Genomic DNA, 21,700 nt, shown 5'->3' with positions numbered 1-21,700 from the left:
CGTCCGTGCCGGTCGGCGGCAACCTGAAGGAGGGCGGGCCTGTGCCTGACCAGGGCGGCGGGCTCCTGCCTCACGCGGGTGGGCCGGCGGCGGGGAGGTTGCCGTCCCGGCCGCGTAACAGGGAACCGTCCCGGGCGTAACACGGCCGACGCACGCTGAACGGTATGCAGAGCACCGTGACGCCCACGCACTGCCCGTACTGCGCCCTGCAGTGCGGGATGAACCTGACGCCCGCGCCGGACGGGACCGTCGAGGTGAGCGAGCGCGCGGACTTCCCCGTGAACCGGGGTGCTCTGTGCGGCAAGGGCCGGACGGCCGCGGCGGTGCTCGCGCCCGGCGTGCGGCTGACCTCCCCGCTGGTGCGGGACGAGGGCGGCACGCTGATGCCCGCCTCCTGGGACGAGGCGCTGGACCGGATCGCGGCGGGGCTGGGACGCACGCGCGCGGAGTACGGGCCGGACGCGCTCGGGGTGTTCGGCGGGGGCGGGCTGACGAACGAGAAGGCGTACACGCTCGGCAAGTTCGCGCGGGTCGTGCTCGGCACGTCCCAGATCGACTACAACGGCCGCTTCTGCATGTCGTCGGCGGCGGCCGCCGGCATCAAGGCGTTCGGTCTCGACCGGGGGCTGCCGTTCCCGCTGGAGGACATCCCGAAGTCCGGCTGCGTGATCCTCGTCGGGTCGAACCTCGCGGAGACCATGCCGCCGTCGCTGCGGTTCTTCACCGAGCTGCGGGAGAACGGCGGCACGCTGATCGTCATCGACCCGCGCCGCACGAAGACCGCCGAGCAGGCGGACCTGCACCTGGCGCCCCGGCCGGGCACGGACCTGGCCCTCGCCCTGGGCCTGCTGCACCTGGTGATCGCCGAGGGCCGGGTGGACGAGGAGTACGTCCGGGAGCGCACGGCCGGCTGGGAGGACGCCCGGGCCGCGGCGATGGCGCACTGGCCGGAGTACGTGGAGCGGATCACGGGGGTGTCCGTTCCTCAACTGCGGGAGACCGTAAGGCTGTTCTGCGAGCCGGAGTCGGCGATGGTGCTCACCGCGCGCGGGCCCGAGCAGCAGTCCAAGGGCACGGACACGGTGGGCGCGTGGATCAACCTGTGCCTGGCGACCGGCCGGGCGGGCCGCCCGCTGTCCGGGTACGGCTGTCTGACCGGGCAGGGCAACGGGCAGGGCGGGCGGGAACACGGGCAGAAGGCCGACCAGTTGCCGGGTTACCGCAAGCTCGACGACCCGGCCGCGCGGGCGCATGTCGCCGAGGTGTGGGGAGTCGACCCGGACAGCCTGCCCGGGCCGGGGCGCAGTGCCTACGAGCTGCTGGACGCGCTGGGCAGCGACATCAGGTCGCTGCTGCTGATGGCGTCCAACCCGGTGGTGTCGGCGCCGCGTGCCGCGCACGTCGAGGAGCGCATCAGGTCGCTGGACTTCCTGGCGGTCTGCGACGTGGTGCTGTCGGAGACCGCGGCGCTCGCGGACGTGGTCCTGCCGGTCACCCAGTGGGCCGAGGAGACGGGCACGACGACGAACCTGGAGGGCAGGGTGCTGCTGCGGCGCCGGGCGGTCACCCCGCCGGACGGCATCCGCAGCGACCTGGAGGTGCTGCACGAACTGGCCGCCCGCCTGGGCGTGGAGAAGGGCTTCCCGACGGACCCGGAGGAGGTCTTCGAGGAGCTGCGCCGGGCGTCGGCGGGCGGGGCTGCGGACTACTCGGGGATCACATACCGGAGGCTGGCGGAGGAGGACGGGGTGTTCTGGCCCTGTCCGGCGGAAGAGGCGGAAGGGGCGGAAGGGGCGGAGGCTCCGGGGGGCCGTTCCCCCGTGACGACGGGGTCAGGGGTCCCGGCGCCCGGCCTGCCCGCGCGGCCCGCGCCGGGAGAGACGGCCGGGTCCGACGACGCGGCGGGTGGCCCCTGCGCGCAAGGGCGCGCGCCGGGCCGCCCGGCGGTCACGACCGACGGACCGGTACGGATCCACCCCGGCACGCCCCGCCTGTTTCTCGACCGTTTCGCCACGCCCGACGGCCGCGCCCGCTTCGTCCCCGTCTCGCACCGCGCGATCGCCGAGGAACCGGACGACGAGTACCCGGTGCTGCTGACCACCGGGCGGGTCGTGGCGCAGTACCAGTCCGGGGCGCAGACCCGGCGGGTCGCGGAGCTGAACGCCGCCGCGCCCGGGCCCTTCGTGGAGCTGCACCCGAGGCTGGCCGCCCGGCTGGGGGCGGCCGAGGGCGACCCGGTGGCCGTCGTGTCACGGCGGGGCCGGGCCGTGGCCCCCGCGAGGATCACGGACGCCATCCGGCCCGACACCGTCTTCATGCCCTTCCACTGGCCGGGCGAGGGCCGCGCCAACACCCTCACCAACCCCGCGCTCGACCCGACCTCCCGGATGCCGGAGTTCAAGGCGTGCGCGGTGCGGCTGGAGACCGTCGAGGGGTAGGGCGACAGACACCGGGGATCAGCTCACGGCGACGGCCTTCCAGGCCGCCGCGACCGCCTTCTGCTCGGCGCTGTCGCCGCCGTAGAGGTCCTTCGCCGCGCTCAGGGTCGCCGTGCGCGCGTCCGCGTAGGTCGTCGAGGACGTCATGTAGACCGTCAGCGCGCGGTACCAGATCTTGCCCAGCTTGGCCCGGCCGATGCCGGTCACCGTGGAGCCGTCGCAGGTCGGGGAGTTGTGGGCGACGCCGCCCAGGGACTTCTTGCCGCTGCCCTCCGCGAGCAGGTAGGCGAAGTGGTTGCCGACGCCGGAGGAGTAGTGCACGTCGAGGTCGCCGAGCTTCGCCTTCCAGCAGTCCGCCGACTTGCCGTCCTTGGACGGCTTGTCCATGAAGCGCAGGGCCTCGCGGCCGAGGCCGGAGCGGACGACCTTCTCGCCGATGAGCCAGTCGCCCCGGTCCTCGGCGTCGGCCGCGTGGAACTCCACCAGCGTGCCGAAGATGTCCGACGTGGCCTCGTTCAGGCCGCCGGACTCGCCCGAGTAGGTCAGCGCCGCCGTCTTCGACGTCACGCCGTGGGACATCTCGTGCCCGGCGACGTCCAGTGAGACCAGCGGGCCCATCAGCTTGCCGTCGCCGTCGCCGTACGTCATGCAGAAGCAGTTGTCGTCCCAGAAGGCGTTGTTGTAGGCCTTGCCGTAGTGGACGCGGTTGAAGGAGCCCTTGCCGTCGCCGGCGATGCCGTTACGGCCGTGGACCTTCTTGTAGTAGTCCCAGGTGACGTCCGTGCCGTACTGGGCGTCCACCGCCACCGTGGACCGGTCGGCCGTCGCGCCCGTCCCCCACTGGTTGTCGGCGTCCGTGAAGAGCGTCGCGGGGGCGCGGGTCAGGCAGACGGTCAGCAGGCACTTGTCCGTCTTGTTCTCGGCGTCGCCGGTGTACGTGCCGCCGCGCGTCGCGTCCTTGAGCTGGTACGACGAGCCGGACGCCGTCGTCTCCAGCGGGACAGAGCCGCCGTAGAGGGACTTGCCGTCGCCCGAGGCCGACTCCATGGTGTCCCAGGCGTCTATTCGGTCGCCGGTCGTCGCGTCGGTCAGGACCGTGCGTCCGACGGGGTTGCCGATCTCGTCGTGGGCCACCGCGTCGGTCTGCCAGGCCAGCTTCGGAGCGCCGTGCAGGGCGTCGACGACCAGCCGCGGCTTGGCGGTCAGCCTCTTCAGGGTCTCGCCGAGGTGGGCCGCGCGCAGCAGGTTCGCCGCGAGGTCGGCGGCCTTGGGGGCGGTCACCTTCGGGGTGACGCTCGCCAGGGAGAGCGCGGACTTCGTGGCACGGCTCGTGCCGCGGTACGTGCCGTCCGGGTTCAGGTGGAGGACGAAGTCCCCGCCGAGGACCGGGAGCCGGTGGTAGGTGCGGTCGTAGCGGACGTGCCGGGTGCCGTCATCGTCGACGACGACGTCCCGGACCTTCGTCTCCTGGGCCGAGGTGAGGCCCAGGGCTCCGGCCCGGTCCGCGAGCACCGCCTCCGCGTCCTCGATCGCGGCCGACCTGGTCGGCCGGTCCGCCGCGCCGGCGGCCGGGGAGAGAACAGCGGCCAGCAGGGCGGTGGTGCCGGTGACGGCCACACCGGCGAGGGCGAGACGGGAACCGCGGACATGACGTATCCGACTCATCGGTCTCCTCATACGGGCGCACCCGGTCGCGTGGGGTCGACCGGGGGCGGCGTTGATGTTGACCGCGAGTTAAGGCGGCGCGGACATGGCATGTCCATAGCCCCGCTGTGGAGGTGCGTGAGGGTGCAGAATCGTTCCTGTGACCCTCCCTTTCTTCGTCTACGGCACCCTCCGCCCCGGGGAGGTCAACCACGACCTCTTCCTGCGCGGCCGCACCCGTTCCGAGGAGTCGGGCAGGCTCGCGGACGCGGTGCTGTACGAGGGGCCGGGCTATCCGTACGCGGTCGAGGAGCCGGGCGGCGGCGTGGTCGGCGGGGAACTGGTCACCGCGCTGCCGGAGGCGTACGAGGGGCTGCTCGCCGAGCTGGACCGGCTGGAGGAGTACGTGCCGGGGGATCCGCGCAGCCTGTACGTGCGCGTCGAGCGGCAGGTCGTACGGGAGGCCGACGGGGCGGCCGTGCCGGCCTGGGTGTACCTGGCCGCGCCCGCCGTCGCCGCGCGGCTGCGGGCCCGGGGGCGGGCGATCGCGGGCGGGGACTGGCGGGCGCGGGTGTGAGGGGCGAGGTGCGGGAGGGGTGCTGAAGCGGGTTCAGCCCCCGTACGGCCGATTCACCCGGGCCTCCCGCAACGCACGCCCCCACCACACCAGTTGGTCCAGCATGGTCTTCGCCGCCGCGTCCGGGCCGGACGGGTCGCGCAGGGCGCCCCGGTCGTCGAACGAGGCACCGGCGTTGTGGAAGGAGACGGTGTCGCGGACCGTCACGGCATGGAGCTCCGCGAAGACCTGACGCAGGTGCTCCACCGCGCGCAGGCCGCCGGACAGACCGCCGTAGGAGACCAGGCCGACGGGCTTGGCCTGCCATTCGGTGAAGTGCCAGTCGACGAGGTTCTTCAGGCCCGCCGGGAAGGAGTGGTTGTACTCGGGGGTGAGCACCACGAAGGCGTCCGCGCGGGCCAGCTTCGGGGTGATGCCGGAGAGCGCGGCGGTCGCCTCCGGGGTCGGCTCGAGGGACATGGGCAGGGCGGTCTCGGCGACGTCCACGACCTCGGCGACCACGTCGTCACGGTCCCGGATGCGGTCGAGGAGCCAGTCCGCGACGACGGGGCCGAAGCGTCCGTGCCGGTTGCTGCCCACGACGAGGGTCAGGCGGAGGGGGTCGGTCGAGGCCTGCTGACGGGCAGCCGGGTCCGTCGCGGTCTGCTGACGGGCGGGCGGTTCGGTGGTGGTTGGGTTCATGCGACACAGCCTTGTACCTCAACCATCCTTGAGGTCAAGCGGCGATCCGTGAACCCGAGTCACCCGTTCACACGCGCACCCCGCGCATTTCCGCACCCCGCCCGCCGAACGTCCGTGACCTGCCGAAACGACCGCGAGAAGCCACCGGTTCACCTCCCCCTGACACCCATTCACCCCACTTCTGACGCCCCCTCAGCAAGCGCGGCGGTCCCGCTGCCCGTTACCTCGAAGGGCAGGCGCACGACCGACCCGCTCGAAGGGGGAGCACCGATGCGACGTACCGCCCGGCCGCTGACCGGCATCGCGCTCGCCGTCGCCGCCACGGCTCTCGCCGCCGCCCCCGCGTACGGCGCGTCCGCCGGTGGCCTGGAGGTGTCCCCCGCCTCGGTCGTGCCCGGCGGTCAGGTCACGGTGCGCACGGCGGCCTGCGGCGACGGCGGCTCGGCGACGGGTGACGCCAGCGCGGTCGGGGCCGGTTCCTTCAGCCTGGCGCCGGACGCGCACGGGCAGGACGCGACCGGGCGGTTCAGGGTGCCGCCGAGCGCGCAGCCGGGGACGTACGAGATCACCGCCACCTGCGGCGGCAGCGGCCGGCGGACCACCGGGGACCTGGTGGTCACGCTGACGTCGATGCGCGGGCAGGTGCATCCACGGGGGAGCGTGAAGACGGGGGTCGGCGGCGCACTGGGCCCCGACCCCGTGCAGACCGCGGCCGGTGTGGCGGCCCTCGCCGTCGCCGCCGCGGGCGGTACCTGGCTCCTGCATCGCCGGGCGAGAGGCGACAGGATCTGACGGACACCCTCCGCTGTCCGTCGCCGGTACCGCATGTCCCCTCCCCCTCCGGGTCCGACGCCCCTCGCGGCCCGGAGGGGGGTACGGGGCCGAAGCTCAGAAAGGGGTGGGTGTGCGCAGGTTCCCCAGGTTCGGCAGCGGCCTCCGCGATCCCGCTAACGCGGCCATGGCGGCCGTCACGGTGTTCGCCCTGTGCTCGGGGGTGTGGCTGCTGCGCGACGGTTCCGGGGCGCACGCCCCGCCGCAGCCCTCCGCCGCGCAGGCCCGGGCCGGGCTGGACGGCCGGGCCGGCGAGCGGCCCGCCGTGCCCGCGCTGCCGCCCGCGCCGCCCGACCGCATCCGCATCCCGGCGATCCGGGTGAACGCCCCGCTGACCGGGCTCGGCCTGACGAAGACCGGCAGCCTCGACGTACCGCCCGCGGCGGACGAGAACCTGGCCGGCTGGTACGAGGCCGGCACCACCCCCGGTGAGCCGGGCACGGCGATCGTCGCCGGCCACGTCGACAACGCCGACGGCCCCGCCGTCTTCTACGACCTCGGCGCCCTGGCCCGGGGCAGCACCATCGAGGTGGACCGGCGGGACGGCGGCGTCGCGGTGTTCACCGTGGACGCCGTCGAGGTGTACGCCGCGAAGGACTTCCCCGACGAGAAGGTCTACGGCGCCGCCCGCCGCCCCGAACTGCGGGTCATCACCTGCGGCGGCGGGTACTCACGCGGCACCGGGTACCAGGGGAACGTCGTCGTCTTCGCGCACCTGACCGGCAGCCGGTGACACGCCCAGGACATGGGCCCGCCCCCAGGCCCCCAGCGGCTCCAGCGCCTCGTTCAGGGACACGCCCCGGGGCGTCAGCGAGTACTCCACCCGCGGCGGCACCTCGTCGTAGGCCTCCCGGTGCACCAGGCCGTCGGCCTCCATCTCCCGCAGGTGCGAGGCGAGCACCTTCTCGGTGACACCCGGCAGTTCGCGGCGCAGTTCCCCGAAGCGGCACGGCCGCTCGTTCAGCGCCCAGAGGATCAGCACCTTCCACTTGCCGCCGATCACGTCCATCGCCGCGTCGATCCCGCACACGTACGCCCCCGGCCGCCGCCCGGTCGTCCCCATGCCCCGTCCCTCCCCTTCCGCTGCCTGCACCCTTCCCCCGGGGTAACCACCCACTTCCAAGTACGTACTTGAGCAGGCGCTTCCCCGTGACGAGCCTAAACGCCATGACAGACAACGCGGTTGCTCCCCGTACTCCCCTCACCCCTCCTGCTCCTCGAACCCCTCTCACCCTTCTCGGCACCGGCGCCATGGGCACCGCCCTCGCCCGCGTCTGGATGGCCGCCGGACACGAGGTGACCGTCTGGAACCGCACCGCCGCCCGGACCGAGCCCCTCGCCGCCGAGGGCGCCACGGTCGCCGCGAGCGCCGCCGACGCCGTGGCGGCGAACCGCCTGGTGATCGTCTGCCTCCTGGACGACACCTCCGTGGGCGAGGCCCTCGACGGGGCCGATCTCGCCGGACGGGACCTGGTGAACCTCACCACCGGCACCCCGGCCGAGGGACGGGCGCGGGCCGCCTGGGCAAAGGCGCGCGGCGCGCGCTTCCTGGACGCCGGGATCATGGCCGTCCCGCCGATGATCGGCGCCCCGGACTCCGACGGCTACGTCTTCTACAGCGGCTCCCCCGAGCTGTTCGAGGAGCACCGCGACACCCTCGGCGTCCCGGCCGGCACCCGCTTCGTCGGGGCCGACCCGGGCTTCGCGGCGCTGCACGACGTGGCGCTGCTGAGCGCGATGAGCGGCATGTTCGCGGGCATCACCCACGCCTTCGCGCTGATCCGCCCGGAGGACATCGCGCCGAAGGACTTCGCGCCGCTCCTCGCGGACTGGCTGACCGCGATGGCCCCGGCCGTGCACCAGAGCGCGGACCAGCTGCAGAGCGGCGACTACACCCGTGGCGTCGTCTCCAACCTCGCGATGCAGGTCGCCGGCAACGCCACCCTGCTGCGCACGGCCGAGGAGCAGCGGGTCAGCCCGGAGTTGCTGACGCCGTACACGGAGCTCATGGAGCGGTGGCTCGCCCTGGGGCACGGGGACGAGGACGGCGCGGGGACGGTGGAGTTGCTGGACGTGCGGGGGCGCTAGGCCAGCCACTGTTCGTACGCCAGGTTCCCCACCAGGGCGAAGACGACCGTCAGCAGCACGACGCGGACGAAGCCGCTGCCCTGCTTGAGGGCGGTGTGGGCGCCGAGGGTGCCGCCCGCCAGGTTGAAGACGGCCATCAGGGCGGCCAGCTGCCACAGGACCGCTCCCTGCCAGGCGAAGGTGGCGAGGGCGCCCGCGTTGGTGCAGCAGTTGACGATCTTGGCGGTGGCCGAGGCCGTGACGAGGTCGAGGTGGAGGATCGCGGTGAGCGCGAGGACCAGGAAGGTGCCGGTGCCGGGGCCGATGAGTCCGTCGTAGAAACCGATCCCGAGTCCGGCCAGGCCGATGGCCGCGAGGATCCGGCGAGGGGTGGCCGGGCCGGTCGCGGGGGCCGTGCCGAAGGCGGGCCGCAGGATCACGAAGGCGGCGACCCCCAGCAGCACCACCATGATCACCGGCTTGAGGACGTCGGTGCTCATCCCCGCCGCGAAGAACGCCCCGGCCGAGGATCCGGCGAGGGCGGCCAGCCCGATGCGGACGGCGGTGCGGACGTCCACGGGAGCCTTGCGGGCGTACGTCACGGCCGCGCCGGTGGTGCCGACGATGGCGACGGCCTTGTTGGTGCCGAGCGCGTGCGCGGCGGGGGTGTTCGCCGGCAGCCCGAGCAGCAGCACGGGCAGCAGCAGGAGGCCGCCCCCGCCGACCACGGCGTCGATCCAGCCGGCGGCGAGGGCCGCGACGCAGAGCAGGACGATCATGGTCAGCGATATGTCGGGCATGATCGCGACCCTATGCGAGGCCGGTACGCCGCCTCTGCGACGCCCCTCACAGCCCGCCGTCGCCCCGCTGCGGGATCCGTCACAGCCCGCCCTCGCCGCGTCGCAGGACCCGTCACAGCCCGCCCTCGCCGCGTCGCAGGACCCGTCACAGCCCGCCCTCGCCGCGTCGCAGGACCCGTCACAGCCCGCCCTCGCCGCGTCGCAGGAGCCGTCACAGCCCGCCCTCGCCGCGTCGCGGGATCGTCGCAGCCCGCCCTCGCCGTGTCGCAGGAACCGTCGCAGACCGCCGTCCCCGCTCCGCGGAACCCCTCACAGCCCGCCGCCCCCGCACCGCGGAACCCCTCACAGCCGGCCGTCCCCGCACCTCAGGAAGCCTCACACCCGGCGCCCCCGCCCGCTGAGGGCAGCGTTCCCCGCGGGAAACAGAGGTGATGCTGCCGGGTAACACCGGCACCGCACGCTCAAGGACATGACCTCGAATGAGCGTGTGGTGGTGATCGGCACCGGCCTCGCGGGCGTACGGCTCGCCCGGCGGCTCGGTGAGCTCGGCACGCCCGCGCTGCTGATCGGCGAGGAGGAACACCGGCCCTACAACCGGGTGCTGCTCGCCGAGGTGCTGGCCGGACGGTACAGCCCCGAGGTGATCGCCCTGCCCTCGCCCGCGGCACTGACCCGCGGCCGGGTCACCGGAATCGACCGCGAGGCGCGGACCGTGCGGTGCGCGGACGGCTCGGTGATCGCATACGACACGCTCGTCCTGGCCACCGGATCCAACCCCGTGCTGCCGCCCCTGCGCGGCCTGTTCACCGAGAACCACCAACTGCCCGAGGGCGTGCACGCGTTCCGCACCATGGACGACTGCCTGGGGCTGTCCAAGGCCGTCCGGCCGGGCACGAAGGCGGTCGTGATCGGCGGCGGACTCCTCGGAGTCTCCGCCGCCCGCGCCCTCGCGCTGCGCGGCGCCCAGGTCGTACTCGCCCAGCAGTCCGAGCGGCTGATGGAGCGCCAGCTCGACCCGGCCGCCTCGAAGCTGGTCCGGCGTCACCTCACCGACCTCGGCGTCGAGGTGCACACCCATCTGCGCGTCCGCGACGTGCGCTGCGTCGGCGGCGCGGTCCGCTCGGTGGAGATGGCCGACGGATACGCCCTCGACGCCGACCTCGTGGTCCTGGCCTGCGGGGTCCACCCGAGGGTGGGTCTGGCGCAGGCGGCCGGCCTGGAGGTGGGCAAGGGCATTGTCGTCGACGACGAGCTGCGCACCTCCGACCCGCACATCCACGCCCTCGGGGACTGCGTCCAGCACCACGGCACGGTGTACGGCCTCGCCACTCCGGCGCTCGAACAGGCCGACGCGCTGGCCGAGTTGCTGGCCGGTGATCCCACCGCCCGGTACACCGGCACGCGTTCCCTGACGCGGCTCACGCTCAACGGGCACGACAGCCCCTTCGACCTCGCCGCGTTCGGCGAGACCGAGGCCCTCCCGGGCGACGACGTCGTCCAGCTCGCCGACGCCACCCGCGGCACCTACCGCAAGGTCGTCGTCCGCGACGACCGCCTGGTCGGCGGGGTCCTCGTCGGCGAACTCGGCACCGTCGGCGCGCTCGCCCGCGCCTGGGAGGGAGCAGAGCCGCTCCCCTCCGACGGCGGCCCGCTGCTCCACCTGCTCACCAACGATGGAGGCTCCTGATGACCGCCACCCCGGAGGCCACGGAGGCCACCCCCACGATCGTGCTCGTCGGACACGGCATGGTCGGCCAGCGCTTCCTGGAGGCGCTCGCCGAGCGCGGCCTGACCGCCACGCACCGCGTGGTCGTGCTCTGCGAGGAGCCGCGCCCGGCCTACGACCGCGTCGCCCTCACCTCGTACTTCTCGGGGAAGACCCCCGAGGACCTCTCCATGACGGACATGGAGTTCATCGCGACGCACGGCATCGAGCTGCGCGTCGGCGACCCGGCGGTCTCCGTCGACCGCGAGGCCCGCGAGGTCACCGCCAAGTCCGGTGAGGTCTTCTCGTACGACACCCTGGTCCTCGCCACCGGCTCCTACCCCTTCGTCCCGCCGGTCCCGGGCAAGGACGCCGAGGGCTGTTTCGTCTACCGCACGATCGAGGACCTCCTCGCGATCGAGGAGTACGCGAAGTCGAAGGCCAAGGTGGGTGCCGTGGTCGGCGGCGGTCTGCTCGGGCTGGAGGCCGCCGGTGCGCTGAAGGGCCTCGGACTCACCTCGCACATCGTGGAGTTCGCGCCCCGGCTGATGCCCGTCCAGGTGGACGACGGCGGCGGTGCCGCGCTGCTGCGCACCATCGAGGAGATGGGCCTGAGCGTCCACACGGGCGTGGGCACGCAGGAGGTCCTGGTCGACGCCGAGGGTGCCGTCACCGGCATGAAGCTCTCCGACGGTTCCGAACTCGCCGCCGACATGGTGGTGTTCTCCGCCGGTGTACGCCCCCGCGACCAGCTGGCCCGCGACTGCGGTCTGACGGTCGGGGAGCGCGGCGGCATCACCGTCGACGAGCAGTGCCGTACGGTCGCCGACCCGCACGTCTTCGCGATCGGCGAGTGCGCGCTGGCCTCCGACGGCCGGGTGTACGGCCTGGTGGCCCCGGGCTACGAGCAGGCCGAGACGGCGGCGGCCACGATCGCCTCGGACGAGGCGTCCTTCACCGGCGCCGACCTGTCCACCAAGCTGAAGCTGCTCGGCGTGGACGTGGCGTCCTTCGGTGACGCGCACGGCACCGCCGAGGACTGCCTGGACGTCGTCTACTCCGACTCCCGCGCGGGCCTGTACAAGAAGCTGGTCATCGGCCGGGACGGCACGCTGCTCGGCGGCATCCTGGTCGGCGACGCGGAGGCCTACGGCACGCTGAAGGCGTTCACCGGCTCGGTCCCGCCGGTCTCGCCCGAGTCGCTGGTGCTGCCCGCCGGGGCCGGGGAGTCCGTGCAGCTCGGCCCGTCCGCGCTGCCGGACGAGGCGATCGTCTGCTCCTGCCACAACGTCTCCAAGGGCACGATCCGCGGCGCGGTCACCGACCACCAGTGCACGACGGTGCCCGAGGTGAAGAAGTGCACCAAGGCCGGCACCGGCTGCGGCTCCTGCGTCAAGGTCCTCGGCCAGCTCGTCAACGCCGAGCTGGAGGCGAGCGGCGTCGAGGTCGACAAGGGCCTGTGCGGCTGCTTCGGGCAGACCCGCGAGGAGCTCTACGAGATCGTCCACGCCCTGCGCATCACCACCTACCAGGACCTGCTGGACCGGCACGGCCGCGAGGAGGCCCGGGGCGGTGACGGCTGCGAGGTCTGCAAGCCGGCCGTCGGCTCGATCATCGCCTCACTCGCCCCGACGATCGGCGCGAGCGGCTACGTCCTGGACGGCGAGCAGGCGGCCCTTCAGGACACCAACGACCACTTCCTGGCCAACCTGCAGAAGAACGGCTCGTACTCGGTCGTGCCGCGCATCCCCGGCGGCGAGATCGCCCCGGAGAAGCTGATCGTGATCGGAGAGATCGCCCGCGACTTCGGCCTCTACACGAAGATCACCGGCGGTCAGCGGATCGACATGTTCGGTGCCCGCGTCGAGCAACTGCCGCTGATCTGGGCCCGGCTGGTGGACGCCGGCTTCGAGTCCGGCCACGCCTACGGCAAGTCGCTGCGCACGGTGAAGTCCTGCGTCGGCCAGACCTGGTGCCGCTACGGCGTCCAGGACTCGGTGAAGATGGCGATCGACCTGGAGCTGCGCTACCGGGGCCTGCGCTCCCCGCACAAGCTCAAGTCGGCGGTCTCCGGCTGCCAGCGCGAGTGCGCCGAGGCCCAGTCGAAGGACTTCGGCGTGATCGCCACGGCCAACGGCTGGAACCTCTACGTCGGCGGCAACGGCGGCGCGACCCCGCGTCACGCGGACCTGCTCGCCCAGGACCTGTCGGACGCCGAACTGATCCGCCTGATCGACCGGTTCCTGATGTTCTACATCCGTACGGCCGACCGCCTGGAGCGCACCTCCACCTGGCTGGAGCGGATCCCCGGCGGCCTCGACCACGTGCGGGACGTCGTCGTCCACGACTCGCTCGGCATCTGCGACGAGCTGGAGCAGCTGATGCGGGCTCATGTCGCGCACTACCGCGACGAGTGGTCCGAGACCATCAACGACCCCGAGAAGCTCGCCCGGTTCGTGTCCTTCGTGAACGCCCCGGACACCCCGGACCCCGTCGTCGCCTTCGTGCCCGAGCGCGACCAGATGAAGCCCGACCTGCCGCTGCTGTCCATCGGCATGCGACCCGCCGCTGACGTACTGGAAGGAAGCGCCCAGCGATGACCCTGGCACTCGAGACCACCGACCTCAAGATCGAACTCGCCCTGGACGACGACTGGTTCACGGTCTGCGACCTGACGGCGCTGCTGCCGGGCCGCGGGGTGGCCGCACTGCTGCCGGACGGCCGGCAGGCCGCGATCTTCCGCGACCGCTCCGGCGACCTCTTCGCCATCGACAACCGCGACCCCTTCACCGGCGCGGCGGTCCTCTCCCGAGGCCTCACCGGCACCCACCAGGGCCGCCCCTTCGTCGCCTCCCCTCTGCTGAAGCAGCGCTTCGACCTGGCGTCGGGCGAGTGCCTGGACGACGAGACGGTCCGGGTGACGGCGTACAAGGTGCGCACGGCGTAGCCGCTCGACCGCAGCAGTCCAGGAACAGGAGCACCCCTTCTTCGTGGAGGGGTGCTCTCTGCATTGATCACGTCCCGGGGTTGGCTGCCGCCGGGGAGCGGGGGGCGTCGGCGGCGCGTTCGCAGTGGGGCCAGTCGCCGAAGTCGCGGTCCCGGCTCCACAGTTTGTGTGCCGCCCGGATGTTCCACTCCGGGTCCAGTGCCTCGCGCGGTGTGCCGCCCAGCTCGCGCAGCCGGGCGTCGGAGATCTGGAACAGGCCCCAGTTCCGGGTGCCGTTGGTGTTGGGGAGGATGTGCAGCGGGTCGAGGAAGGACTGGCAGTCGGCGATGGCGACCGCCTTGTCCGGCACTTCGGGGAACACGTCCCGGACCCGTTGCCGCACCTTCTGCGGCGACCACACGGCCATCCGGATCCGCGAGGTGTACAGCGCCTTCTTCGTGGGTTCCCCGACGACTCCGTTGGGCTGGAGTCCGGCGAGCACCTGGAAGGCCGTGACACGGCGCAGGGTCTGCGGCCCGAAGTCCCCGTCCACGCCGATGTCCGCGCCCTTGGCGTGCAGCAGGCGCTGTACCTCCCGCACGCACTCGTCGTGCTGGCCCATCGCGATCACGGGCGAGCAGTTGGCCGAGAACAACGGCCGGTCCTCGCCGGTGCCGCGCCCTCCGCCGCCGGAGGGTGACCGGCCGTTCGTCAGGGCCCAGACGGAGACGCTGACGGCGGCGACAATCGCGGCGGTGACGAAGGAGGTGCGCAGCCGGCGCCGCCGCGACGACCCGGCGGGGCGTGGGCTCGGCTCGATGCCCGGGCCAGCGTCCCGGCCGGGGGCGGCGTCCTTGGTGGGCACGGTGTCCCGGCCGCGGGACGCGTCCGTGGTGGGTTCGGCGGCCCGGCCCAGGGCCGAATCCGTGGCGGGCTCGGCGGCCCGGCCCGGGTGCGAATCCGTGGCAGGCCCGGTGACCCGGCCCGGGTGCGAATCCGTGGCAGGCCCGGTGACCCGGCACGGGTGCGAATCCGTGGCAGGCCCGGTGCCCCGGCCGGGGGCCGCGTCCGTGGCGGCCTCCGCGGCCCGGTGCAGGGCCGATTCCGGGGCGGGCCCGTCCGTCCGGCCCAGGGCCGAATCCGTACCAGGCCCGTCGGTCCCCAAGGCCGAATCCGTACCAGGCCCGTCGGTCCGCCCCAGGCCCGAGTCCGTGACGGGCCCGGCGGTCCGGCCCGAGGCCGCGTCCGTGGCGCCTGCCCGCCCTGCGGCCTCGAGTCCCGCTCGGTCGTCCTCCTCTGTCTCCACACCGGCCGCGGAACCGGCACCGGCCACGGAACCGGCACCGGCCACGGAACCGGCACGGGCCGCGGAACCGACACCGGCACCGGCACCCGCACCGGCTGCCGCCGCGGCGGCCCGCGCCGCGTCGGCCAGGGCCCACAGGCGGTGCAGGGTGCGCAGTTCGTCCGGGGTCGCGCCGCAGACCGTGGCCAGCCGGTGCACGCTGCCGTAGTCCTGGGGCACCGACGTACCACGGCAGTAGCGGTGCAGCGTCGAGCCCGCCAGGCCGGACTTCCTGGCGAGGGCCTCGTAACTCAGTCCGGACCGGCTCTTGAGTGAACGCAACAGCGCGGCGAACCGCTCCGTTTCAGGGCATGCGGACAACGCCATTCCCCCCTCGGGAATCCCCAACGGACGCTGGTCGGGCGTCTCGTGCCGACACTGTGCCACCAAAGGCGTCCCATGGCCGTCCCAACGGTTGTGGAACGCGCCAGGCAGGCGCCGGGACGCCGTCCCGGCATCCCAGACGGCCCCCGCGTCCTTGCCCGGCCCGGTCGTGCCTTGCCAGCGTCGGGCAGTCCGCTCCACCGTCCCCGACCTCCGAGGAGACCAGGCTCATGCGCCTTTCCGTACGCCGGCACTCCCGTACGAACTCGCTGCTCGCGGTTCTCACCGTCAGCGCCGCCGCCGTCACCGCCCTGGCCGTGCCGAGCTCCGCGTCGGCGGCCCCGGCCGCGCCCGCCGCGGTGGACTGCGCGTCCGGGCACATCTGCTTCTGGACCGGAGCCAACTTCACCGGCAGCAAGTGCGCGTGGGACGTGGCCGACCCCGACTGGCAGAGCGGTGCCGTCAGGTGTTCCTGGGCCGCCACGACCAACGTGAAGTCGGTGTGGAACGCCGGCACCAGCAGCTCCACCGGTGTCGCCTACTACCGGGGCGCCAACTACTCCGACCGCGTCGGCTGCACCCGCCAGCAGCACGGCGGCAACCTGGCCGGCACGTACAAGGTCCGCTCCCACAAGTGGATCTCGGGCAGCTGCGGCTGATCCGGCCCCGGCACGAACGCGGTGGCGTGCACGCCCGCTCGGGCGTGCACGCCACCTCGGCATGTCCCACGCGGACGGGTCAGCCCACGAGGGGTGAGCGCGCGTGCTCCTCCGGGAGGGGCCTCGTGTCGAGGTAGAACCACTCGGCGTCCGCGGGGGGCCAGGGCGGCGGTTCCGCCGCGGCCTCCTCGGTGGCGGTGACCGGACGCCTGGGCAGCGGCGTCGTCGCCGGACCTTCGAAGGCGGGCGGCGCGGCACCGGCCTGCTTCGCCTCCCCCGGCATCAGCAGCTCCACCCGCAGCCCCAGTCCCCGCTGCTGGGCGGTGAACTCCTCGACCTGCTGGCGGCAGGCGTGGTCCAGGTGGGTCACGCCGGTCAGGTCGAGCCGGATCCGCGGCTTCCCGGACGCGGCGGCCGCCTCCAGCGCGTCGATCACCTTCGGCAGCCGCAGGAACGTGGCGTTGCCCGCCATGACGACCTTCGCCGTGTCCTGCTCCACGTGCTGGCGGATCACGGTCTGCGACATGCGCAGCGCGGCCAGGACGATCCCCGCGGCGAGACCGAACAGCACACCCTCCAGCAGCGCGGTCGCCACGATGACCAGCATGGTCAGCGTCATCACCGCGAACTCGCCCCTGTCCTGCCGCCACATCTTCGGGAACTCGGCGGGCCCGAAGAGCTTCCAGCCGCTGTGCACGAGGACGCCGGCGAGCACGGAGATCGGGATCAGCGCGAGCACCTGCGGCAGCAGCAGCGCGAACAGGAGCAGCCACAGGCCGTGCAGGGTGCGGGAGAGCCGGGTCTTGGCCCCGGCCTGGACGTTCGCCGAACTGCGCGCCACCACCGCGGTGATGGGGAGCGCGCCGAGGATGCCCGCGACGGTGTTGCCCGCGCCCTGGGCGATCAGCTCGGTGTTGTAGCGGGTGCGCGGGCCGCTGTGCATCCGGTCCACGGCGGCGGCCGTGAACAGGCTCTCCGCGGACGCGATGACCGTGAAGGTGAGGATCGCGGTGATGATCGTCCCGTCGGCGAGCGCGGCGAACTGGGATGCGCCGGGCACCTGGACGGAGTTGAGCAGGTTGCCCACCTGGAGCGTCTTCACGTCCACGCCGGGCAACGCGGCGACGACCATGCCGATGCCCACGGCGACCAGGGCGGCGGGGACCCTCCCGGCCGGCCCGGGCACCTTCTTCCACACGAAGCTGAGCACGATCGTGACGACGCCGAGCAGGGTGGCGATCATCGCCTGCGGGTTCGTCAGGACGCCGGCCAGCAGCCCGGGGATGCCGGCCATGTTCTCGAGCGCGGTGCCGGGGGCCTTGGCGTCGGCCATCGGATAGGCCTGGCTGAACATCAGCGGCACACCGATGCCGGCGAGCATGCCCTGGACGACGGCGACGGAGATGGCCTGGAACATCCGGCCGAGCCGGACCAGCCCCAGGATGATCTGGAGGATGCCGGCGAACAGCACGATCACGCCGAGCATGGCCACGCCGACCTCGGCGACGGTCTCCGCGACCAGCGCGGCGAGACCGGCGGCCGGGCCGCTGACCTGGAGCGTGCTGCCCCGGACCGCGCCCACGACCAGGCCGCCGATCACCCCGGAGATGATCCCCAGTTCGGCGGGGACGCCGGAGGCCACGGCGACACCGATGCACAGCGGCAGGGCGACGAGGAAGACGACGAGGGAGGCGGTGATGTCGGTGGCGAGGTCCCCCCTGGCGCCACCTTTGCCACCGAGGCCCTTGCCGCCGGGCACCTCGCCACGGAGGTCCTTGCCGCCGGCGCCCTTGCCCCCCAGGCCCTTGGCGCCGCTCACCGCTCCGCGGATCAGCCCGCCCAGGGCACCACCGCCCGCACGGCCTGCGACCGGGCCGCCGGGAGGATTCCCGCCCGTTCCACGGGCCGAGCGCCCCCCTTCTGCCGCCCCGCCCGTCCCCCAGCCGCCCGCCCCACCGGCCGGGCCTCCCCCGGCGCCGCCGCCCCCGGCGAAGTCCCCGGCAAAGCCCTCGGAGAAGCCCCCCGGGCCGCCCCCGGGACCACTCGGCGCACCTCCCGGTGAACCACCCCCCGGCCCCCAGGCGGCTCCCCCGCCCCCCGCAGGATCACCCGCCGGCCGACTCCCGGTCCCTCCCTCCCCTCCGGCCGTCCCCCATCCCCCGGCCCCCTCCAGGGGCTCCGGTGGTCCCCAGCCCGCGGTGTCGGCGGCTGTGCCCCAGCCCGCGGTGTCGGCCGTCCCCCAGCCCCCGGTGTCGGCGGCCCCCCGGTCCGCAGCACCCCCCGCCGGGTAGGCCGGCCGACCGCCCCGTCCCCTCCCCCGCGCGTGCGCCCCGCTCACGCGGCGTGCACCCGGAAGTCGCCCTCGTCGCCGAGTTCGTAGACGAAGCCGGTGTCGACCTCGTAGTACCAGCCGTGCAGCCGGAGCCGGCCCGAGTCGAGGCGTTGCCGCACCACGGGGTAACTCCGCAGGGCCGCCAGCTGGTTGACGACATTGCCCTGGGAGACCTCCGGCAGGGACGGGTCGTCCGGCGCGGTCTCCAGTACGGAGGTCAGCTCCGGGCGGGCCAGGCGGAGCCAGGCGTCCACGCCGGGCAGGGACGAGAGGTCGTCGCCGGACTTCAGCGCACCCATCGCACCGCAGTGTGAGTGACCGCACACCACGATGTCCTGAACCCCGAGCACCTCCAGCGCGTACTCGATGGTGGCCGCCTCTCCACAGGCCCCGGGCCGTCCGTAGGGCGGCACGATATTGCCCGCGTTCCGCAACTCGAATATCTCACCGGGCTGTGCACCCGTGATCATCGCGGGTATGACACGCGAGTCCGAGCAGGTAATGAACAGCGCCTCCGGATATTGCCCTTCGGCCAGTTTCCGGTATGCGGCGCTGTCGAAATCGACGCGCGTCCTGAACGTGCGGGCACGATCCAGCAAAGCCTTCAAGGCAGCCTCCTGAGCTGGGAGTTCATCCTGTGCACCCCACCGTAGACCGCCGACCTACAGCAGAAGGTTAAGCAAACTCCAGAGCCCGGCCAGCAATTGAACATTCTTTGCCCGGATTCCCAGACGCAGCGTCTTCTTGTAGCGTGTGAACTCCGTGGCAGGGAATGTGAATTCATCCTGCCCGGATTCATGCCGGTTTCACGGAGAGACAGGACGTATGGGCCTACGAGTGCTGCTCATCGAAGACGACGAGACGATCGCCGAGCCGCTCATGGAAGGGCTCGGCAACTTCGGACTGGCGGTCGACCACGTCGCCACCGGCACGGAGGGTCTGAGAGGCCCGTACAACGACGTCGTCCTGCTCGACCTGGGGCTGCCGGACATGGACGGCATCGACGTCTGTCGCGGCATCCGGCGGGTCTCGGACGTGCCCATCGTCATCCTCAGCGCACGCGGCGAGGAGGCCGATCGTGTGCTGGGCCTGGAACTGGGCGCCGACGACTACCTGGCGAAACCATTCAGCGTGCGGGAACTGGTCGCCCGGGTCCGCGCGGTGACCCGTCGCACGCAACGCGCCCAGCAGGCGTTCCCCGAGGCCCCGGGCGCCCGGAGCGTCCCCGAGCCACCGCCGTTCGAACCGGCCCCGGCCCCCGCGTACGAACCGACTCCGTCGCCCGCCTACGAACCTGCTCCCGCCCCCGCGTACGAACCGGCCCCGGCCCTCTCCTACGAACCCCCCGCGACCGCCGCGCACGACCCCGCCCCCGAAGCGCCGCACGACCCGGGCCCGCTCGTCGTGGACCGCCGTACCCGCCAGGTCTGGGTCGGCGACGCCCCCGTCCTGCTCACGCCCAAGGAGTTCGACCTGCTGGCGCTGCTCAGCGAGGACCCGGGCGCGGTCTACTCGCGGCAGCAGATCCTCGACCGGGTCTGGGACCCGCACTACGACGGCCCGACCAAGACCCTGGACGTCCATGTGGCCGCGCTGCGCCGCAAGTTGGGGCACCCGGCGTGGATCAGGACGCTGCGGGGCGTCGGTTTCCGGCTGGCGGTGCACACGGGGCCGACCGCGCAGGTGGCCTCTTCGTGACCCGCCGGCTGCTGCTCAGCTACCTCAGCCTCGCGGCGCTGGTGCTGCTCTGCCTGGAGATCCCACTGGGTTTCGTGTACTCGCGCGGCGAGCGGGAGCAGGTCGTCAACGCGGCGAAGGACGAGGCCGAGTCGGTGTCCGCGTACGCCGCGCTGTCCCTCGCGGCGGGGCGGGCCGAGCGGGACCTGCCCGGGCGTGTGGCGCACTGTGCGCAGCGCATCGGAGGCAAGGTCGTGATCGTCGACGCGGCGGGCACGCTGCTCGCCGCCTCGCACCGGCTGGACGCCGGGATGTCCGGCACCCTGGCCGCCCGGCCGGGCATCGCGGCCGCGCTGCGCGGCACGTCGACGGTGGACGTCCGGACTTCCACGATCGGCGGGGTGGAGTATCTGTCGGTGGCCGCGCCGGTCGGACAGGAGGCGCGGCCGGTGGGTGCGGTGTGGCTGACGGTGCCGACGAGGACGGTCCACGAGCGGGTGCACCACGTCTGGCTGCTGCTCGCACTGGGCGGGTTCGCCGTGCTGACGGCGGTCGCCGGGGTCGGTTTCGCCTTCGCCCGCTGGGCGGGCCGCCCCATCCGTGAACTGGAGCAGGCCACGCACGACTTGGCCGAGGGCGGCCGGTTCGCGCCGGTGACGATCACGAAGGGGCCGCCGGAAGTACGCAGTCTGGCGGCCGCGTTCAACCACACGGCGGCCCGGCTCGCCCATCTGCTGGCGTCCCAGCGGGCGTTCGCGGGCGAGGCCTCGCACCAGCTGAAGACCCCGCTGGCGGCGCTGCGGCTGCGCCTGGAGAACCTGGAGCCGGACATCGCCGCCCGGGCCCGGGGCAGCCTCACCGCCGCCGTCACCGAGACGGACCGGCTGGCCCGCATGGTCGAGCACCTGCTGGCCATGGCCCGGCTGGAGGAGCACGCGGCCATCCCCACCACCGTCGACCTGGGCGCGGTCTGCGCGGAGCGGCACCGCACCTGGCAGCCGCTGTTCGCCCGGGAGCACGTCTCCCTCGTGCTCTTCGCGGGGAGCGTGGGCCCGGTGCTCGCGGTGCCGGGGGCCGTCGAGCAGATCATGGACAACCTGCTGTCCAACGCCCTGCGGGCGTCCCCGGCGGGCAGCACCGTCACCATCGAGCTGCGGCTCCAGGCCCCGCCCCGGCGGGCGTTGCGCGACAGCCGGCCCCGCTGGGTCGACCTGCATGTCACCGACGAGGGGCCGGGCATGACGGAGGAGCAGCGGGCCCGGGCCTTCGACCGCTTCTGGCGTGCCCCGGGCGCCCCGAAGGGCGGTACGGGTCTCGGTCTCGCCCTGGTGCAGCGCCTCGCCCACGCCAGCGGCGGCGAGGCGGCGCTGCGCGCGGCGGCGACCGGCGGTCTGGACGTGGTGATCCGGCTGCCGTCCGCGCGACCGCCGGGCGAGGGCACCCCCGAGCCGGGCGGGGACCGCCCGAGGAGGCCGAGACGGCAGGCCCCGGCGTTGCCGGCGTAGGCGAGTACGGAAGGTTCCCGCGCTGCCCGACCGGGCCATGGGGCACAGGCGGTACACAGCATGCCGCCCCACGGCCACGAGTTGTCCACGCCCCGTCAATCCGGTACCTCTAGCGTCCTTTCCGCCTCCCCCCACGCACGACCCCGCCGTCGACCGGCGGCGGGGCGATACGGCACCTCTTGGAGCGAG

The 21,700-nt window shown here is 73.3% G+C and carries 18 protein-coding genes; 11 read left to right on the top strand and 7 right to left on the bottom strand.

The window, feature by feature from the left end:
* Positions 1–164: 164 nt before the first annotated feature.
* Positions 165–2,438, top strand: coding sequence for a molybdopterin oxidoreductase family protein (locus IE153_RS08020; RefSeq protein ID WP_189589036.1), 2,274 nt, complete (start codon positions 165–167; stop codon positions 2,436–2,438).
* Between the two features lie 18 nt (positions 2,439–2,456).
* Here the strand turns inward: IE153_RS08020 and IE153_RS08015 are convergent, their stop codons facing one another.
* Positions 2,457–4,103, bottom strand: coding sequence for a M4 family metallopeptidase (locus IE153_RS08015; RefSeq protein ID WP_189589035.1), 1,647 nt, complete (start codon positions 4,101–4,103; stop codon positions 2,457–2,459).
* Between the two features lie 139 nt (positions 4,104–4,242).
* Here IE153_RS08015 and IE153_RS08010 point away from each other — a divergent pair, with 139 nt between their 5' ends.
* Positions 4,243–4,659 (top strand): gamma-glutamylcyclotransferase family protein, encoded by a 417-nt coding sequence (locus IE153_RS08010; RefSeq protein WP_189589034.1) that lies wholly within the window; start codon positions 4,243–4,245, stop codon positions 4,657–4,659.
* Between the two features lie 33 nt (positions 4,660–4,692).
* Here IE153_RS08010 and IE153_RS08005 read toward each other — a convergent pair whose 3' ends face one another.
* Complete coding sequence (locus IE153_RS08005) at positions 4,693–5,340, bottom strand: NADPH-dependent FMN reductase (protein ID WP_189589033.1); 648 nt, start codon at positions 5,338–5,340, stop codon at positions 4,693–4,695.
* 270 nt (positions 5,341–5,610) lie between these two features.
* Between IE153_RS08005 and IE153_RS08000 the strand changes: the two genes are divergently transcribed.
* On the top strand, positions 5,611–6,132 hold the full coding sequence (locus IE153_RS08000; protein WP_189589032.1) for a GVDTG sorting domain-containing protein: 522 nt from the start codon (positions 5,611–5,613) through the stop codon (positions 6,130–6,132).
* Between the two features lie 166 nt (positions 6,133–6,298).
* Entirely contained in the window at positions 6,299–6,904 is a 606-nt protein-coding gene (locus IE153_RS07995; protein WP_189589266.1) for a class F sortase, read from the top strand.
* On the opposite strand, the gene IE153_RS07990 is transcribed toward IE153_RS07995, so the two are convergent.
* Positions 6,842–7,234 carry a winged helix-turn-helix transcriptional regulator gene (locus IE153_RS07990; protein ID WP_189589031.1) on the bottom strand — a complete coding sequence of 131 codons (393 nt, stop codon included), beginning with the start codon at positions 7,232–7,234 and terminating at the stop codon, positions 6,842–6,844. The genes IE153_RS07995 and IE153_RS07990 overlap by 63 nt on opposite strands.
* A gap of 104 nt (positions 7,235–7,338) precedes the next feature.
* On the opposite strand from IE153_RS07990, the gene IE153_RS07985 reads away from it, so the two are divergent.
* A complete protein-coding gene (locus IE153_RS07985; protein WP_189589030.1) occupies positions 7,339–8,259 on the top strand; it encodes an NAD(P)-dependent oxidoreductase in 921 nt (306 codons plus the stop codon).
* Here IE153_RS07985 and IE153_RS07980 read toward each other — a convergent pair.
* Complete coding sequence (locus IE153_RS07980) at positions 8,256–9,038, bottom strand: sulfite exporter TauE/SafE family protein (RefSeq protein WP_189589029.1); 783 nt, start codon at positions 9,036–9,038, stop codon at positions 8,256–8,258. The genes IE153_RS07985 and IE153_RS07980 overlap by 4 nt on opposite strands.
* 469 nt (positions 9,039–9,507) lie before the next feature.
* Between IE153_RS07980 and IE153_RS07975 the strand changes: the two genes are divergently transcribed.
* Genes IE153_RS07975 through nirD form a run of 3 tightly spaced genes read left to right on the top strand, consistent with a single transcriptional unit; the run spans position 9,508 to position 13,690 of the window.
* Positions 9,508–10,725: an NAD(P)/FAD-dependent oxidoreductase gene (locus IE153_RS07975; RefSeq protein WP_189589028.1), complete on the top strand. Its 1,218-nt coding sequence runs from the start codon at positions 9,508–9,510 to the stop codon at positions 10,723–10,725.
* Complete coding sequence (nirB, locus tag IE153_RS07970) at positions 10,725–13,343, top strand: nitrite reductase large subunit NirB (RefSeq protein WP_189589027.1); 2,619 nt, start codon at positions 10,725–10,727, stop codon at positions 13,341–13,343. Before IE153_RS07975 ends, nirB begins: the two co-directional genes overlap by 1 nt.
* The gene (gene nirD, locus IE153_RS07965) at positions 13,340–13,690 is read left to right on the top strand and encodes a nitrite reductase small subunit NirD (RefSeq protein ID WP_189589026.1); all 351 of its coding nucleotides are present in this window, start codon (positions 13,340–13,342) and stop codon (positions 13,688–13,690) included. The genes nirB and nirD overlap by 4 nt, the downstream gene beginning before the upstream one ends.
* 67 nt (positions 13,691–13,757) lie before the next feature.
* On the opposite strand, the gene IE153_RS41540 is transcribed toward nirD, so the two are convergent.
* Positions 13,758–15,341 carry a helix-turn-helix domain-containing protein gene (locus IE153_RS41540; protein ID WP_229828903.1) on the bottom strand — a complete coding sequence of 528 codons (1,584 nt, stop codon included), beginning with the start codon at positions 15,339–15,341 and terminating at the stop codon, positions 13,758–13,760.
* Positions 15,342–15,568: 227 nt separating this feature from the next.
* On the opposite strand from IE153_RS41540, the gene IE153_RS07950 reads away from it, so the two are divergent.
* Positions 15,569–15,997, top strand: coding sequence for a peptidase inhibitor family I36 protein (locus tag IE153_RS07950; protein ID WP_189589025.1), 429 nt, complete (start codon positions 15,569–15,571; stop codon positions 15,995–15,997).
* A gap of 79 nt (positions 15,998–16,076) precedes the next feature.
* Here the strand turns inward: IE153_RS07950 and IE153_RS07945 are convergent, their stop codons facing one another.
* Complete coding sequence (locus IE153_RS07945; protein WP_189589264.1) at positions 16,077–17,756, bottom strand: SulP family inorganic anion transporter; 1,680 nt, start codon at positions 17,754–17,756, stop codon at positions 16,077–16,079.
* A gap of 575 nt (positions 17,757–18,331) precedes the next feature.
* Entirely contained in the window at positions 18,332–18,937 is a 606-nt protein-coding gene (locus IE153_RS07940) for a carbonic anhydrase (RefSeq protein WP_189589024.1), read from the bottom strand.
* A 217-nt stretch (positions 18,938–19,154) separates the two neighbouring features.
* Here IE153_RS07940 and IE153_RS07935 point away from each other — a divergent pair, with 217 nt between their 5' ends.
* Both IE153_RS07935 and IE153_RS07930 read left to right on the top strand, forming a co-directional pair.
* Positions 19,155–20,027, top strand: coding sequence for a response regulator transcription factor (locus tag IE153_RS07935; RefSeq protein ID WP_189589023.1), 873 nt, complete (start codon positions 19,155–19,157; stop codon positions 20,025–20,027).
* Positions 20,024–21,511 carry a sensor histidine kinase gene (locus IE153_RS07930; protein WP_189589022.1) on the top strand — a complete coding sequence of 496 codons (1,488 nt, stop codon included), beginning with the start codon at positions 20,024–20,026 and terminating at the stop codon, positions 21,509–21,511. Before IE153_RS07935 ends, IE153_RS07930 begins: the two co-directional genes overlap by 4 nt.
* The last annotated feature ends 189 nt before the right edge of the window (positions 21,512–21,700 follow it).

It is taken from the genome of Streptomyces massasporeus, assembly GCF_014648995.1.
In the GTDB taxonomy this organism is placed as follows: domain Bacteria; phylum Actinomycetota; class Actinomycetes; order Streptomycetales; family Streptomycetaceae; genus Streptomyces; species Streptomyces massasporeus.
The sequence above is the reverse complement of the archived record's forward strand: the minus strand, read 5'-3'. Positions and strand labels throughout refer to the sequence as shown.